The 14,511-nt window shown below is 70.1% G+C and carries 27 protein-coding genes; 21 read left to right on the forward strand and 6 right to left on the reverse strand.

Annotation, left to right across the window (positions count from 1 at the left end; all coding sequences use genetic code 11):
- The first annotated feature begins 41 nt into the window (after window positions 1-41).
- The 6 genes from IE172_RS20115 to IE172_RS20140 all read left to right on the forward strand — a co-directional run bounded on the left by IE172_RS20115 (window position 42) and on the right by IE172_RS20140 (window position 2,614).
- A complete protein-coding gene (locus IE172_RS20115) occupies window positions 42-227 on the forward strand; it encodes a hypothetical protein (RefSeq protein WP_190098634.1) in 186 nt (61 codons plus the stop codon).
- Entirely contained in the window at window positions 224-466 is a 243-nt protein-coding gene (locus tag IE172_RS20120; RefSeq protein WP_190098635.1) for a helix-turn-helix domain-containing protein, read from the forward strand. The genes IE172_RS20115 and IE172_RS20120 overlap by 4 nt, the downstream gene beginning before the upstream one ends.
- Window positions 463-1,461, forward strand: coding sequence for a hypothetical protein (locus IE172_RS20125; RefSeq protein WP_190098636.1), 999 nt, complete (start codon window positions 463-465; stop codon window positions 1,459-1,461). The genes IE172_RS20120 and IE172_RS20125 overlap by 4 nt, the downstream gene beginning before the upstream one ends.
- Entirely contained in the window at window positions 1,458-1,856 is a 399-nt protein-coding gene (locus IE172_RS20130) for an SLOG family protein (protein ID WP_190098637.1), read from the forward strand. Before IE172_RS20125 ends, IE172_RS20130 begins: the two co-directional genes overlap by 4 nt.
- 288 nt (window positions 1,857-2,144) lie before the next feature.
- Window positions 2,145-2,342: a hypothetical protein gene (locus tag IE172_RS20135; RefSeq protein WP_190098638.1), complete on the forward strand. Its 198-nt coding sequence runs from the start codon at window positions 2,145-2,147 to the stop codon at window positions 2,340-2,342.
- On the forward strand, window positions 2,339-2,614 hold the full coding sequence (locus IE172_RS20140) for a hypothetical protein (protein WP_190098639.1): 276 nt from the start codon (window positions 2,339-2,341) through the stop codon (window positions 2,612-2,614). Before IE172_RS20135 ends, IE172_RS20140 begins: the two co-directional genes overlap by 4 nt.
- A 64-nt stretch (window positions 2,615-2,678) precedes the next feature.
- Here IE172_RS20140 and IE172_RS20145 read toward each other — a convergent pair whose 3' ends face one another.
- Both IE172_RS20145 and IE172_RS20150 read right to left on the reverse strand, forming a co-directional pair.
- Window positions 2,679-3,407 (reverse strand): hypothetical protein, encoded by a 729-nt coding sequence (locus tag IE172_RS20145; protein ID WP_190098640.1) that lies wholly within the window; start codon window positions 3,405-3,407, stop codon window positions 2,679-2,681.
- Window positions 3,408-3,439: 32 nt separating this feature from the next.
- Window positions 3,440-3,997, reverse strand: coding sequence for a helix-turn-helix domain-containing protein (locus IE172_RS20150; RefSeq protein WP_190098641.1), 558 nt, complete (start codon window positions 3,995-3,997; stop codon window positions 3,440-3,442).
- Window positions 3,998-4,143: 146 nt separating this feature from the next.
- Here IE172_RS20150 and IE172_RS20155 point away from each other — a divergent pair, with 146 nt between their 5' ends.
- Window positions 4,144-4,614, forward strand: a complete 471-nt coding sequence (locus IE172_RS20155) for a DUF4429 domain-containing protein (protein ID WP_190098642.1) — start codon at window positions 4,144-4,146, stop codon at window positions 4,612-4,614.
- Between the two features lie 45 nt (window positions 4,615-4,659).
- On the opposite strand, the gene IE172_RS20160 is transcribed toward IE172_RS20155, so the two are convergent.
- The 4 genes from IE172_RS20160 to IE172_RS20175 form a co-directional block, all read right to left on the reverse strand.
- Window positions 4,660-4,956 carry a hypothetical protein gene (locus IE172_RS20160; protein ID WP_190098643.1) on the reverse strand — a complete coding sequence of 99 codons (297 nt, stop codon included), beginning with the start codon at window positions 4,954-4,956 and terminating at the stop codon, window positions 4,660-4,662.
- A 336-nt stretch (window positions 4,957-5,292) separates the two neighbouring features.
- Complete coding sequence (locus tag IE172_RS20165; protein ID WP_190098644.1) at window positions 5,293-5,706, reverse strand: NUDIX hydrolase; 414 nt, start codon at window positions 5,704-5,706, stop codon at window positions 5,293-5,295.
- Entirely contained in the window at window positions 5,703-6,341 is a 639-nt protein-coding gene (locus tag IE172_RS20170; RefSeq protein WP_190098645.1) for an NUDIX hydrolase, read from the reverse strand. Before IE172_RS20170 ends, IE172_RS20165 begins: the two co-directional genes overlap by 4 nt.
- A 165-nt stretch (window positions 6,342-6,506) precedes the next feature.
- Window positions 6,507-6,719 carry a hypothetical protein gene (locus tag IE172_RS20175; protein ID WP_190098646.1) on the reverse strand — a complete coding sequence of 71 codons (213 nt, stop codon included), beginning with the start codon at window positions 6,717-6,719 and terminating at the stop codon, window positions 6,507-6,509.
- A gap of 176 nt (window positions 6,720-6,895) precedes the next feature.
- Between IE172_RS20175 and IE172_RS20180 the strand changes: the two genes are divergently transcribed.
- From IE172_RS20180 to IE172_RS20235, 14 genes are all read left to right on the forward strand, one after another.
- Window positions 6,896-7,198, forward strand: a complete 303-nt coding sequence (locus tag IE172_RS20180) for a hypothetical protein (RefSeq protein WP_190098647.1) — start codon at window positions 6,896-6,898, stop codon at window positions 7,196-7,198.
- 97 nt (window positions 7,199-7,295) lie between these two features.
- Window positions 7,296-7,418: a hypothetical protein gene (locus IE172_RS35135; protein WP_268253482.1), complete on the forward strand. Its 123-nt coding sequence runs from the start codon at window positions 7,296-7,298 to the stop codon at window positions 7,416-7,418.
- Between the two features lie 100 nt (window positions 7,419-7,518).
- Complete coding sequence (locus tag IE172_RS20185) at window positions 7,519-7,761, forward strand: hypothetical protein (RefSeq protein ID WP_190098648.1); 243 nt, start codon at window positions 7,519-7,521, stop codon at window positions 7,759-7,761.
- A gap of 92 nt (window positions 7,762-7,853) precedes the next feature.
- Window positions 7,854-8,045, forward strand: coding sequence for a hypothetical protein (locus IE172_RS20190; protein WP_190098649.1), 192 nt, complete (start codon window positions 7,854-7,856; stop codon window positions 8,043-8,045).
- 91 nt (window positions 8,046-8,136) lie between these two features.
- Window positions 8,137-8,331: a hypothetical protein gene (locus IE172_RS20195; RefSeq protein WP_190098650.1), complete on the forward strand. Its 195-nt coding sequence runs from the start codon at window positions 8,137-8,139 to the stop codon at window positions 8,329-8,331.
- A 9-nt stretch (window positions 8,332-8,340) separates the two neighbouring features.
- Window positions 8,341-8,505 carry a hypothetical protein gene (locus IE172_RS20200; protein WP_190098651.1) on the forward strand — a complete coding sequence of 55 codons (165 nt, stop codon included), beginning with the start codon at window positions 8,341-8,343 and terminating at the stop codon, window positions 8,503-8,505.
- A 10-nt stretch (window positions 8,506-8,515) separates the two neighbouring features.
- Complete coding sequence (locus tag IE172_RS35140; protein WP_268253483.1) at window positions 8,516-8,644, forward strand: hypothetical protein; 129 nt, start codon at window positions 8,516-8,518, stop codon at window positions 8,642-8,644.
- Between the two features lie 34 nt (window positions 8,645-8,678).
- A complete protein-coding gene (locus IE172_RS20205; protein ID WP_190098652.1) occupies window positions 8,679-10,061 on the forward strand; it encodes a hypothetical protein in 1,383 nt (460 codons plus the stop codon).
- A 25-nt stretch (window positions 10,062-10,086) separates the two neighbouring features.
- On the forward strand, window positions 10,087-10,545 hold the full coding sequence (locus tag IE172_RS20210) for a hypothetical protein (RefSeq protein WP_190098653.1): 459 nt from the start codon (window positions 10,087-10,089) through the stop codon (window positions 10,543-10,545).
- Between the two features lie 58 nt (window positions 10,546-10,603).
- Window positions 10,604-12,859, forward strand: coding sequence for a hypothetical protein (locus tag IE172_RS20215; RefSeq protein WP_190098654.1), 2,256 nt, complete (start codon window positions 10,604-10,606; stop codon window positions 12,857-12,859).
- Window positions 12,860-13,084: 225 nt separating this feature from the next.
- A complete protein-coding gene (locus IE172_RS20220) occupies window positions 13,085-13,486 on the forward strand; it encodes a hypothetical protein (RefSeq protein ID WP_190098655.1) in 402 nt (133 codons plus the stop codon).
- Between the two features lie 87 nt (window positions 13,487-13,573).
- Window positions 13,574-13,711, forward strand: a complete 138-nt coding sequence (locus tag IE172_RS20225; protein ID WP_190098656.1) for a hypothetical protein — start codon at window positions 13,574-13,576, stop codon at window positions 13,709-13,711.
- A 102-nt stretch (window positions 13,712-13,813) separates the two neighbouring features.
- Window positions 13,814-13,984: a hypothetical protein gene (locus IE172_RS20230; RefSeq protein ID WP_229886205.1), complete on the forward strand. Its 171-nt coding sequence runs from the start codon at window positions 13,814-13,816 to the stop codon at window positions 13,982-13,984.
- Complete coding sequence (locus IE172_RS20235) at window positions 13,984-14,490, forward strand: DUF6197 family protein (RefSeq protein WP_190098658.1); 507 nt, start codon at window positions 13,984-13,986, stop codon at window positions 14,488-14,490. Before IE172_RS20230 ends, IE172_RS20235 begins: the two co-directional genes overlap by 1 nt.
- Window positions 14,491-14,511: the final 21 nt, after the last annotated feature.

Below are 14,511 nucleotides of genomic sequence, written 5' to 3' on the forward strand. Positions count from 1 at the left end.
GCCGCTCTCGACCTCGCCCGCGCGATCAACGGGGGTGCTTGGTGAGCCGCCGTGTGCCGTTGCGCTGGCAGCCTGACGACGGCAGTGCCGCGATCCTCACCGCCTACGCCCGCCGTGGTGAACGCCCCGGCCAGGTGCTCCGCCGCGCCCTGCTCCTCCTCGCCCGCGCTGACGGCATCCTCAACAGCCGCGGACGCGTCACACCCCGCGACGGAGGCCGGCCGTGAAGCCTCTGACTCGCCGGCAGCGGGAAGTTCTCGTGCTGGCCGCGAACGGCAACAGCAACGCTCAGATCGCCGCCTGGCGGGGCGTGACCCCGCATTCCGTCGGCGAGATCCTCACCGCCGCCTACCGCCGGCTCGGTGCCGCGGACCGCGCCCAAGCCGTCGCCATCGCATTGGCCGTCGGCGAGATCGGCGTCCACCAAATCCACATCCCCGACCAGCAACGAGAGGCAGCAGCATGACCGACTCCCGCCCCCTGTCCGACGCCGACTTGCTCGCGTGGGCGGTCGTCCTCGCCTACCGCGACCAGCAGGAGCGTGACGGCATCACGATCCTGCTGCTGCCGTTCCCGCCCTGCCCGACCTGCGGGGAGACGGTCCACGAGGCGATCGCTTCGTGGGTGCGCGAACCACTTCGGGAAGAAATGACCATCGACGTCCGCCCCTGCGAGCACGACCACAAGGCGACCATTGCCGACCTCGAGCGGATACACGATCACGCCAGCGAGATGCTCGACAGCCTCCGCCTCGACAACCGGCTCCCCGGTGAGGAGAGTCGGACCACCGAGCAGATCGTCGCCGAAGCCCGTGCCCGCGTCGGGCAGCCGGAACCGACTGCGATGGAAGCGGCCGAGCCCGAGCTGACCGTCGAGGAAGCCCGCGATCTCGTGGACGAGCTCGGCACCGACCTGTACTGGGCCCAGGACCGTCTCGGGTTCATCGGGGAATGCTGCGACATCGCCGACCGGGAACAGCGCCCGATCACGACTGCGGATGTGCGGAAGTGGCTGAAGGGGGCGCGCTGTGGGCGGCAGCTGGCCGCCGACGCGGCAGCAGCGGCCGGAACGACCGAGCCCGCCCCGTGGTCACAACTAGAAGCCCACGCCTTCAACGCCGTGCAACCCGCGTTGAACAAGGCGGGGGCGTGGCTGCCGATGTCCCATCGTCGCGCTGTCGCCAAGGCCGTCCTCGCCGCCGTCCAGCCGCACCTTGCCGGGCACTACCAGCACGCCGTCGACGCTACGGTCGCAGCCGAGCAGCGCGCCGATGAGGCCGAAGCCAAGCTCGCCCGAGTCCAGCAGCTTGTTGACGCCTACCCGTGCAACCTCGACCCCGCCCTGATCGCCGAAGCTCTCAACGAGCCCCGCCCCACCCCCAACACCGGCCCGTCCGTCCGCGAGTGCGCCGAAGCAGACCGCGAGTACTGGGAACGCAAGGACGCCGAGGAGGCGCCGTGAAGTCCTACCGAATCCTCGTCACCGGCAGTCGTGACTGGCCGTCCCCGGGCGTGGTGTGGACTGCGCTCAACGACGTCCAGGCCGAACTCCTCCCGTCCGGCCGGCCGCTGGTCGTTGTCCACGGCGCCTGCCCGACCGGAGCCGACGCGCAAGCAGCTGACTGGGCTGCGATCGCCGGGCAGTTCACCACCGGCGTCGTCGAGGAGCGGCACCCCGCGGACTGGCGGCCCGACGGTGTCCTCGACCGGGGCGCGGGCTTCCGTCGCAACGCCGCGATGGTCCAGGCAGGCGCAGACGTCTGCCTCGCGTTCATCAAGGACGGCTCCCGCGGAGCCAGCCACACCGCCACCCTCGCCGAGAAGGCCGGGATCCCCGTCCGGAGGTGGCCCGCATGACCTCCCACCGAATCGAGGAGAACGCCGGCCACTGGTGGCTCGTCTGCGGGAAGTGGCGGCGCCTCCACGCCGTCCCCGGGAAGGTGATCACCAGGCAGGAGATGCGGGACGGCATCGACGACAACCAGCCCCTCCCCGCCAGGCCGTGTGCGGGATACGCCGCGGCTGGTGGATGCCCGGCATCGGATCACGGCTCGGACTCCGCCGCTGCACCGCATGCTGCCGAGCGCTCGGCATACCCGCCGGCCGCGGAACCCCCGCCAACCAGACCGAGGAGCAGACGTGACGATGAGCCAGGCCCTTGCCTACGTCCGGGCGTGGATCCGGAACCCGCGCGGCCACACCTACCTGTCCACTGGTTGCCGCCACGGGGAGCACGGCTACTGCCAGTCCCACACCGGCCTGTCCGGGGCGAAGAAGCCGAGTCGCTGCAAGTTCTGCGGTACGCACTGTGTCTGCGGATGCCACAAGGAGGCGCGGCCGTGACTGAGCAGCTCGCCCTCGACGTGCCCCTCCCGGCCGCCCCCGTACCGGAGCCCGAGCCGCGCACCTACTGGGAGAACCGCGGGCCGAACCTGTGGGAGCCCGTCACCGTCCGCACCCGCTACGCCATCCCCGGCCCGCCGCCCGACGTGCCCTTCCCGCACCTCGCGACCGGGCCGACCGCCCCGCGGAACGTCCTCGTCGAACGGGCCGACGGCTCCCGGGACGTGCGGCCCGTTCGGCTCCTCCGCACCCGACAACCCCGCGGTCGGTGACCGGGCGCATGACAGCGCCCCCGCTCCTCAGCCCGAGGAGCGGGGGCGCTGGCGTGTCGGGAAGTTAGTCGGCGGGCAGCAACCGGTTGATGGTGGAGCGCGAGACGCCCGTCGTCTGCTGCACCTCCGTGCGCGTGACCTCCGCATCCCGCACCGCCCACGTGATCAGCGGGTCACGAAGGTCCCGCACCGACGCCCAGCTCGCCAGCAGATCTCGTGCCACCGCCTGAGCCAGGCTCCCGCCCGGCATTCCGCCCAGGCCGGGCAGCTCCCACGCCGGGTGGATCGGCGCCTCGGTCGGGTCCGGCGCGAACGCCAGCGCCTTCCGCAGGCCATCCTCGATCTGCCGCTCCAGCCGGGCCACGATCAGCCGCGCGAGCGGCGCCAGGTCGTAGTCGTCGCCCGGGTCGGCCTGCCCACGCTCCGCAGGGGTGGCCATAGCCCGCAGTGCGGACGCGTCGACCTCGTCCACCGGCCGGCCGTACTCTTCGGCGTCCTCTGCCTCGTCGAGCAGACGGCGCGCGCTGTCGAGGTGACTGCGGAGCCGCTTCACCGCGGCGAGGTAGCGCAGCGTCCGCGTCCACGGATCGATGGCGTCGGCTTCCGCCGTACCCCGCTCCTCAGCGGCGAGGGTGCCGGGAACCTCCAGCTTGCAGACGGCGAGTGGCTGGAGTCCGTCCATGAGCTCCAGGCGGACGCCGTGCGCTTCCGTCGAGTCCGCCGCCCAGGTCTGCGTGCCGACGGAGCGGATGACGTACACGCCCTTGTCGCGGGTTTCGGTGGTGATGTCCATCAGGTGTGTCTCCTTGCTGGCGAGGGCGGGTGTCAGGCGGCGAGCTGGGCGCGGAGCTGGCGGGCGAGGTTGATGACCGCGTCCATGGGGATCTGACGGGTGCTCTGGTGCTTGACGCGGAGCCGGCCGCCGTCGAGGAAGGCGATCCCGTTGACGATCTCGTCGGGGCCGTCCTCGATCTGGTCGGTGATCGTGATCTGGGAGGACCGCAGGAGGATCGCGGCGTGGATGCGGTCGCCCTCGTCGGTGATCGCGTTGAGGCGGTCGGCGAAGAGGGGGGCGAGGCCGGTGATGGTGGTCCACGTGTAGCCGGTCTTGCGGGTGCGGGTCTTGACGGTGGGGGTGACGGTCGTGGGCTCGGCGTGGGCGGGGTCGGCGTAGGTGTAGGTAGCGGTGAGGTCGATCACGGGGCCGGTCTCCTTGCGGACGGTGCGCTTCATCGTGCCGATGGCGATGCGGGCGGCGAGGGAGGCCGCATCGATGACCCACCGGCCGGCGACCTTGGCGGCGGCGACGACGCCGCGGCGGCACCAGGTGGTGATGGTGCTGTTGGTGACTCCGGCCTGGGTGGCGGCGGCGGTGGTGTTCATCGAATCCCCCTCGTTTCGATCGGTACGTTAAGACTGTATCGAACGATACGGACACGGGCAAGCGGTGTGCGTGGAACTCCGCCAAAGGACCGCAGTCGTGGCTTCCCGCTGTGCCAGAATGCCGCCCTCAGCACCAAGGGGGGCGCATGATCGAAGTGAAGGGCCACAACGGGCAGATCGCCTTCGACGGCCAGTACGTCACCATCACCCGCAAGGGCATCCTCGGCCGGCTGTCCGTCGGCAAGGGCGAGAAACGCTTCCACATCTCGCAGATCAGCAGCGTCCAGTGGAAGCCCGCCGGCCCGCTCGTCAACGGCTTCATCGCCTTCTCCGCCGCCGGCGGCAACGAACGCCGCTCCCGGTTCGGCAGCCAGACCTCGAACGCCGTCAACGACGAGAACTCGGTGATCTTCACCACCAGGCAGAAAACCGCGTTCGAAGAACTCCGCAAGGCGATCGAAGCCGCCATCGCCAACCACCACAGCGGCAACCCGAGCGCGGCACCCCCGCCCCCGTCTGTCGCCGACGAACTCGCCAAACTCGCCACCCTCCGAGACCAAGGCGCGATCACCGACGCCGAATTCCAACAGCAGAAACAGCGACTCCTCGGCGGATGACACACCAACGCCCCCACCCCTGGATGGGCGGGGGCGTTGCCGTGCTCAGGCGCGCGACACAGTGAGCGCCGCCGGCAGCGGTGGGGCGTCCATGCCGAGCGCTTCCGCGAGAAGCATCCGCGCCACCGTGTCCCGCTCGAAGACGGACCGGCCGACAGGCATCGACAACACCCTCGTCCCGTCCCGCAGGACGACGAATGCGCCGAAGAAGCCCGCGTCGGTGATGCCCGAGTCGACCAGCTCCACATCCAGCTCGGCCAGAAGCCGGGGGAGTGGAGCGTCGAGAAGCCGACGTGTCGACAAAGCGGGCGGCTGCGGGCATGCCTGTGCTGCTACCGTCATGGAAGGCCTTCCTTCTGGCGAGGGATGGACTACAGGTCAGCGAGGTGATGACTCGCTGGTCGAACCGGCCGGGCGGGTGATGACCGCCCGGCCGTTCACGTTCCTGAGGAGGACTCTAGAGCAGGCGGGGAGGGGCGTCCGACCTGCGACTTTCTTATGCCGTCACTCGAATGGGTGAACGGAATTACGGGATGGTTGCACGAGAAGATCAATGCGTTGATGCCGCTCACCTGCGCGAGCGGAAGCCGCCGAATTTCGGCGGGTTGCACGAAATGCGGGGCCGCAATATCGGAACAGCCGGAAACAAGATGACCGGAAGTGATCGGCCTGGCCTGATCAGTGCGGTAGGACGTCGTCGAGGTAGGCCTGCACCGGCTCGTACAGCCCGTAGGGCACGTACTCCTTGATCTCGCTGTGGCTCACCCAGGCGACCGCGTCGAGCTCCTCCTCGTCCGCCACCCGCGCCTCACCCTCCAACGGCTCGCACGCCGTGTAAGACATCAGCCGGCCAGTCTTCGGATGAACCCGCTTACCGAGCACCTTGACCGCGTCCACGACCAGCCCGGTCTCCTCGACCGTCTCCCGCACCGCCGCCTCCTCGACGCTCTCGCCATCCTCGATCGCTCCGCCAGGCAGCGCCCACAGAAGGTCGCCCTCCTGCTCGCTCCTGCGGATCATCAGCAGCCTGCCGTCAGAGACCACGACGGCCATGGACAGTGCGGGATTTTCGGTGGTCGTCTCGGTCGTCATACAGTCGCCTCCAAGGCGTTGAGGATCGGCGGGAAGATCTGATCTGCGGGGATGAAGCGGGTCAGGGCCGAGCGGGGTACGAACGCGACGTCGACGTTCTCGAGCGGGTCCCGGTTCGTGGCGTCCCCGGCGAGGTGGTCGGCCAAGTAGTACGTCGCGAGCACGCCGGTCGCCGGGTGGACGCGCTCCCCGAGCTGCTCGCGGATGGTGCAGTGCACCCCGGTCTCGCCGTGGGTTTCCTGCACGGCCACCGACTCGGGTGCGGCGCCAGGCTTGACCATCCCGGCAGGGAACTGCCAGCGCAGCTCTCCGTCCCCGCGCCGGCACACCAGCAGAACGTCGGGCCCGCGCAGTACGACGGCGATCGCCACCCGCAGCGCCTGGGCTTCTAGGCGCGGGGCCGGCGGGCGCAGTAGGAGTGCGAACCGTCGCTGCACCGTCTCACCCGCCTGTTCATATGCCGTGTCGAGGATCTGCTGCACTTCGGTCCGGTGGGTCATGCCCGGCTGGGCATGCCACCGGCTGATCGTCCGCTCGCTGATACCGAGGTGTTCCGCGAACGCCTCGTTCGTCAGTCTCATCGCCTGCTGCAAAAGGCAGGCGGTGCGGGCGGTCCAGGTCTCTACGACGTCCACTCTGGTGGCTCCCGTGCTCGTGGCGCTCGGGGTTGGCAGGCTGGCGGCAGGCTGATGTCGCCGCCGTGTCGGGTCGGGCTCGTTATGGCGTTGTCGTGTCAGGCTGGCGTCCTTCTGCCGCACGCGCAGGGGGCGTTGGCTGAATGGCATGAAGAACTCCGCAGGTCACTCCGACGGCTCCTGGCTGCTCGGGTCGCTCTTGGCCGGCGGCCTGGGCGGGAGTTCGTCTGTCTCGTGCGTAAGCCAGCGCAGGAAGCCGTTGATGTGGTCGTTCATTGTTGATCCGACCTCGCCGACGGCAGCCTTCGCCTTCTCGTACAGCTCTGGGCTGTCGGGGCGGAAGGTGCGGGCTGTTTTGAGGTGGATTCCGGCTGGCATGGAGAAAGAGTCCCACAGTGGATTGCCACGGTCCAGAGTCCGCGCTACGTTAGTGGAGTGCCACTCGGCAGCGTCTTCCACCGCTACCAGTGCGCCCAAAACCAAAAACGGCCTCACCTCGGGCTTCCACACACCGAGGCAAGGCCTGACCAACAGGTTCTGACAAGGAGACCACGTTGGCTACCACCGATCTTATCGGTGCGCTCGAGCGCACCGACCGCGAGGGCGACACCGCCCCGCTTCCCGCCGGCGCCCTGCCGGTGCTCTCCCGCCTCGAAGCGGCGTTCCCGCTGATCCAGGCGGTCGCCCAGTACGAGACGGCTGTCGTGCACCGCGCTCAGTTCGCCGCGCTCGCCGAGGCCGACAAGCTCACCGACCTCGACGCCGACAGCCTGGCGCACGCCGAGGAGCTGATGGACGGCGCCCGCGCCACCCTCGCCGCCGCCGGCCGCCTCGACCTCATCGGTTTGGCGTCGTGATGGCCGCCGACATTCCCCGCCCGGAGCCGACGCCGGATCTGCCGCCGCTGCCCGCCGACACCGCCGCCCGCCGCCGCGCCCTCAAGGTGCGGAAGTGGTGAGCGTCGCCGAGCAGGGCGCCGCAGCGAAGGCGCTCGCCGCACAGACCCAGCAGCGGATCCAGGAGGCGAAGTCCGCCGCCGCTGCCACCGAAGCCGCCCGCCGGGCCCGGCAGCGCTAGACCCCCTCATACCGCCGCGGGCGGCGGGGATGACGTTCCCCCGCGGCCTCCGCCGCCCGCGGCTTCCAACCCCTTCCACTGCACCCGAAAGGGCACCTCCATGTCTCCGTTCCTGTTCTCCGCCGACCACGCCAACTCCGACCTGGGCGTCCGGTTCCGTTCCTCGATCACCGTCGCCGAGGCGCTGACCATGTCGATCTCCGAGGTGTTCGCCGAGTACGCCGAGGCCCGTAAGGCGGGTGACCGGGTGTGGATGGCCGCGGTCCTCGACTACGCGGCCGGCCTCGACCCGGAGCTGGTCGACGAGCTGACCGGCTTCGACCGCTACCCGGCCGCCGCCTGACCCCACCGACCGCCGCCGCGCGGTTCCACCCCCACCGCGCGGCGGCACCAGCCCTGCACAACCCACTGATCACCAACCGAGAGGAGCCCGCAATGGGGTCGTTCAGCCGCAAGGTTTCCGAGGCCGCCACCGAGGCCGCCGACACTGTCGCGTCCGCCGCCATCCGCGCTGGCCGGAAGGTCGCCGGGGAGAGGGGCGCCGACGCCGCGAACGCACTCACCGGACGCCGCTACGCCCGCTGCCCCGAGGGCTGCATCAACCGTGACCCCAACCACAGCCACTGACCCCCAGCCCCGGACCCGGCGTGACGCTGCCGGATCGACTCCGGCCCGGGGCACGCACCGCCACCATCCACTGACCCGAGAGGAGCCCGTCATGGGTCTGTTCAGCCGCAACAAGCCGGAAGTGATCGCCACCGGACAGGAAATCGACGAGGCCGGCCGGGCGCTCGCGAACGGCGACGAAGGTCCCGCCAACCGCCTGTGCGACCGGACCGGCAAGGACAGCCAGCGGGTCGCCATGGCGATCCTCGCCGCCTCCGTGGACCACACCCCGCCCTCCGGTCACTGATCGCCCCTGATGGCCGCCGACAGCGCACACGGAGCCCGCACCGACGACAACCGCCGTCCGCAGAGCACCGCCTCGTGGCAGACCAGCGCCCCCGGCGACACCCGGATTCAGGGCCTCACCCCGACCACCACCAACGACCACATCCGCCGACACTCCCGCGTCACCGCCAACTGAAAGGACCGTCATGCCCGCGAAGGACGACTGCTGGGTCTGTGGACGCCCCGGAGCCGAACCGGAGCGCACACTCCTCGGCTTCAAGAAGCCCGTCTGCCCGCCCGGACAGGGCTGCTCCAGCAACCAGACCAAGCGCTAACCCACCACCCCAACCGAGAAGGGACCCACCCGCCATGACTGCCAGTCCGCCGAAGGTGAACGGCCACACCCGGCCGCCGGCCCTGCAGGTCTTGGGGGACTGGCAGCCCATAGGAGCCACCCCCACCGAGCCCGCACCGGCCGAAACCCCGGCTCCCAGCCAGACGTCCGCGCCGCAGCCCGAGAGCGACCTCGTCGCCCAGGCGCAGGCCGAAGCGATCCGCGCCAAGGCGTGGGCCGAGTCCGAGGAGCGCCGCCTCGCCGCCGAAGCCGAGAAGGAAGCCGCCCTCAAGCGCGCCGAAGCCGAAGCAGACGCCATCCGCGTCAAGGCCGAAGAGGACGCGCGGAAACTGCGCCTCGCCAACGACCGGGCCGAGCGCAAGGCCATCGAAGAGGCCGCCGCGTCCGAAGCGCGGATCGCCGAACACAACCGGCGCCGCGACGACGCCGACCGCGCCCGCGAAGACGCTGCCCGGCTGGCCGCGGAACAGCAAGCCGCGGTCAGCGCCGAGGCAGCAGAGGTCGCCGAAGCCGAGGACCGGTGGCGCGGCTACGCCCGCAGCTTCTACATCGTGTGCGCGATCGTCGCCCTGCCCGTCCAGGTCGCAGCCTTCTACAACCCGAAGGCGCTGTGGCTGATGGCCGCCCCGCTGATGCTCGAGGGCGGTGCCTGGGTCGTCCTCAAGGGTGCAGCCGCCGCGGTCGCCTCGCACCGCCCGCACTGGCACTACCGGCTGATCGCCTGGCTGCTCGCGTTCCTCGCCGCCGGCATCAACCTGTGGCACGGACTTGCAGCGTTCGACCCCGCCACCGCGATCGGCACGGCCTTCGCTTCGATCGCCGGCCCCGGCGTGTGGGACCTCCACGAGCACGGCCGCATCCGCAAGCGGGACGGGGTCCCCACCCGCCGGGAGCGCAAGGCGGCGGAGAAGGAAGCCGAGCGGATCGCCGCCGAAAAGGTCGCGGAGGAGAAGCGCCGCGCCGCGGAGAAGGAGGCCGCTGAGAAGGCTGCCGAGGAGGAGGCACGGCTGCTTGCCGAGCGCCGCGCGGGCTTCTTCCCGAAGGTGTGGGAGCACGCCGAGAAGCTCGCCGCAGACCTCGGCGAGACGACCGTCACCGAGGCGATCTGGGAGCGCGCCAAGCTCGACGTGGAAGGCGCGAAGCCGGGTGAGTCCGCGGAGGCTCTGCGGATGCGTAACGCGGCCCAGGCGAGGGTCGAAGCGGCTCGCCAGAACCGACCCGTGAACACCCTCAGCAAGACCACAAACGCCCAGCGTGCTGCTCAAATGCCCCCCGGTCCGAACAGGGTGCTGAAGACGCGCGCCACGCGCCGCCCGGGTGACACCCCGAAGTACGTCGGAGTCGCCCGCAAGCAGGCCGCCATCACCGCCAAGAACGCCGCCAGCAACGCCCGCTAACCCACCCCCCTGGAGTGATCAGAAGATGAAGGCCACCATCCGCCGTATCGCCGTCTCGACGACCGCCACGATCGCCCTCCTCGGAGGCGCCGCCGCCACCGCCACCGCGGCGCCGGAGCACGAGGCGACCGTCCTCGCCATCGCCAAGACCGACGCCGAGCCCGGCCGCGACTTCGCCCCTAACGGAGGTGTCGGCGCCCCCCTGCAGAACCCCGGCACCAACCAGATGCCCGCCGGCTACAACGAGCAGATCCAGACCCAGGCATCCGGCGGCGCCATCGGCGTCGGAGTCGTCGCCATCGTGGTCTTCGGCCTCATCGTCTTCTTCCGCGTCAAGGGCGGCCACCTGAAGGTCGGCGACGCGGTCGTCGTCACGTTCCTCGGTGTCGCTCTCGCCGGAACCGCGATCGGCGGCATGGCCGACCAGATCACCGGGTCCGGCGTCGGCGCCCTCAGCAACGTCCTCGGTGGCCTGAGCCGCTAAGCCCGCACGCGGGGCCCCACACCGGGGCCCCGCCCCCTAATCGCGAAAGGACCACCTGGTGGCCACCGAGACCGAGCCCACCGAGCAGCAGCCGGGCATCCCGCCCATGCCCGCCGAGCCGCCCCACGCCGAGCAGCCGTCCCGCGGCGACCGCATCAAGACCGCCTTCACGCAGCAGCGCAGCCACGCCACCGCCCGCACCAAGGACTGGCTCGCCGGACACGACATCGACCACCTCACCGCCATCCAGCTCGCCACCGACAGCAAGCAGCGCAAGCACGACGCGAAACTCGCCCAAGCGCAGCGCATCGTCGCCGAAGCCCACGGCCGCTTCGCCCACGCCAAAGCCCGCGCCGAAGCAGGCGAAGACGTCAACGCCAGCACCCTCGCCAGCCTCGGAGGCCGCGTCGCCGCCGAAGAGTCCAAACTCGCCGCACTCCAGGCCACCGTTGTTCTGCCACCCACCGACCGAGAGATCAACACGGCCCGTGCCAGCAAGAAAGCCGGCCGTGCTGCGATCGTCGCAGGCGGCAGCCTCGGAGGCCTGTCCATCCTCGGCGGGGCGATAGAGCAGGCCGCCACCGGACAGCCCATGCTCCTCACCGTCCTCGGCACCGCCGCCGGCTACGGCTGGTACCTGATCTCCCGCCCCTTCAGCCGCGGTCAGGCAGGTGAGGTCCCTTTCCCGATGACCCCGGCCAGCCTGCCCGCCACGTTCCAGGCGGAGCCGGCCGGGGGAGCGACGAGCATCGGATCGCACGTCGTCATGAACGTCGAGCAGCTCGCCGACGACGCCAAGCCATTCCCGCTGCGCAACGCGCGAACGCCTGACCAGCTCGCCGAGTGCGTCCTCCTCGCCGCCCGCGCGGAGAACGTGCCGATCGTCGAGGTGTCCGACGTACAGCGGCAGCCGTGGGGCTGGCAGTGCATCGTCCGCGTTTCCGACGGCACCCCTGAGGCGATCATCGAGAAGAGCGGCGACCTCGAGACGAAGTTCGACCTGCCCACGAACGCCGTCCGGCCGCAGCCCCTCCGAGCCCGCCGCGCCTGCGCGATCCTGCGCCTGGTCGACGGCGACCCGTTCGCCACCGCCCCTGGCCTCCCGTACCGCGCCCCCAAGTCCCTGTCGATCTCCGACAAGTTCCGCATCGGCACCTCAGTGGGCGGCGACCCGCTCGAGACGTCCCTCGCCGGCGTCATGGGCCTATGGGTCGCCGCTTCCGGTGGCGGCAAGACCAGCATCCTGCAGGCCCTCGCCGAAGGCGTCACCGCCTGCCGCGACAACATCACCATCGACCTCGACCCACACGGCGACGGCCTCGAAGACCTCGGCGACGCCGTCCGGATCACCGCCCGCACCAACGAGCAGATCGAAGCCGTCCTGCTGTTCTTCCTGGTCATGTCGAAGGCGCGCGCCCGACTGAGGGCGAAGCTCGGCATGGGACGGAAGTGGAAGGCCAGCCCGCAGCACCCCGCGGTCACGATCTTCTTCGACGAGTTCCCGAAGGCCACCGACCTGGCCAAGCTCCTCGCGTTCGACCTGCTCCTCGTCGGCCGTAAGGAACTCATCACGCTGGAGCTCGCCTCCCAGGGCGGCACGACCCGGTACCTGAAGGAGAACGTCGCCCAGATGATCGCCCTGCGTGCCGTCGGCCCGTGCAAGGTCGGTGACACCCGCGCAGTCTTTGGCGACGGGGCGGTCAAGGAGGGCTACCTGCCGCACAAGCTGTCCCCGGCCACCGAAACCGACCCCAAGGACGCCGGCCACATCTATGTCCAGGGCGTTCCCGGGATGGCGGACGAGCCGATCGAGTACGCCATCCACGAGATCCCGTCCGCGGTCCTGCGGCAACTCGCCACGGAACGCCTTGAGGCCGGGCTGCTGGACCCGGACCAGGACAGCCTCGACGCCATGAAGGGCGTGGACCTGCCCGAGTACGCCGAACCGGTCTGGGACGCCGAGGGCAACCTGAAGAAGCCGGCCCCGGTCGAGCTCCTGTCGTGGGAGCAGCTGCTGAAGCTGTGCGGTGCCGAACCGCCCGCGGGCTCGGAGTTGACGGACGGGCCAGCGCGGGCCGCAGTCGAGGACTCAGTGGCAGTGATGGAGAAGACGGGCGTCGACCGGATGAAGACCGAGCCGCTGCTCGCCGCCCTCCAAGAGTTTGACCCGGATGCCTACGACGAGCTGGGTCCTGACGAGTTCAAGGCGCTGATGAAGCAGGCGGGTGCCGGGTCTCCGATCACGCTGGGTCCGATCGGTGAGGAGAAGAACCCGCGCGGCTTCAAGCGTGATCGACTCCGCCACCTCCTGTGACCGTTATGTGAAGTATGCGCGGCTGATCGGCCGGAGATCAGCCGCGCTCACACCGAAACGCCGCAGGTCAGCCACTGATCTAGCTCTCGCTCCGTCATCGCTCAGACTCCGCTCCGAGCGACACCTAATCAGACCCTGCGCGGTTGCTGACCTGCACTTTTTCGAAGCGAGCAGCCCCGATCAGCCGGAACAAACCCACACAAACCAGAAACGGAGAACACGACCATGGCCAAGTCCTGGAGTGCCGCGCAGGCGAAGAAGTTCGCGCGCGAAGTCCGCCTCGGCAAGCCCTACTACTTCGTCTACGACGTCGCCCGCAACCGGGCCCCCTACGAGGACTCGAAGCTGTACAGCGAGGTCGTCTTCACCGGCCGCGCCGCCTTCACCGGCAATCCCTGCACCGACAGCGGCTACAGCGCCCACACCCTCTGCCTCAACTACGGCCCCATCTACGACGAGCCGCCCGTCGGCATGCGCAACGTTGCCGGGCCCGGCCCGCAGGTCGGTGCCCCGCTCGGCGAGGACCACTCCGCGTACCTCGACGAGGCGGAGATCCGCGGCATGGAGAAGCTCGCTCGGCAGGGCTCCGTCCCGGGCGCCCGTCGCTGCCGCGGCCGCCGCGCCTGAATCCCCACCCCACCACTAGAAGAAGGAGGCCTGACCTTCATGGGTAGCGACTACACCCACTAGTCCGTCCGTGACTTCGTTACCGCAATGCAGCGCGGTGACAGCGCTGCTGCTGAGCGGATCGCCCACGAGATCACCGAACGACACGAGCGCGGCGCCGCTACCAAGGGCGAACTGTCCGAGTTGTCCTGGGCGAACGCCGCCACCCCACTCGGCGGCAAGTAGCTGTGCCGGGGCGCCCCTCGAATGCCTGGAAGCGACCAGGGGCGCCCCGTCTACCCCATCCACCCGAAGATCGACGAGGAGAGCCCCATCATGCCCCAACCCATGACCGACCAGGAATGGGAAGCCCAGAACCGCTACCTCAGCCAGAACGAGGCAACCATGCTTGGACTGTGCTGGCACTGCGGCGGCCAGGGCGTCAACTGGACCGCGTTCGGCGGTGTACAGCGCGAGGTCACCTGCGGAGTGTGCCTTGGCGACGGCACGGCCAGCTGATGACCACCACCATCACCCGGCCGACGCCGGCGGCTCTCGACCTTGAGACCCGGCTTGCCCTCGTCGAAGCCGCGATGACCGCCCGCCTCGACCAGGCCGCCGTCGCCTTCGAGGTCAACACCGCCCACTTGCCCGGCGCCGACCCCGTACCCGCCGCACCCACCGAAGTCGTCCCGCTAGCCCCGACTGCGGCACCCAGCCCCTACAGCACGCCGATCGCCGACCTCCTTCACCGCGCCCGCATCCGACTCGAGACCGACGGCTGGTGCCGCGACGCCCTCTACGACGAAGACGGTGCCATCTGCCCGATCCGCGCCATCCGCCTCGAAGCCCACGGCGCCCGCAGCCTCGCCGACGACGCCTGCGTGCTCCTCCTCGACCGCATCCAAGCCGACTTCCCAGGGGCGGAGACGATCCCCTCCTGGAACGCCACCCAGACCAGCTCGCAGCCCGTCCTCCAAGCGTTCGACCGCGCCGCCCACCACGCCCACACCCGCGACATCTAACCCCCACCCGAAGGGACCCCA

It is taken from the genome of Streptomyces griseoflavus, assembly GCF_014649995.1.
GTDB classification, from domain to species: Bacteria; Actinomycetota; Actinomycetes; order Streptomycetales; family Streptomycetaceae; genus Streptomyces; species Streptomyces griseoflavus.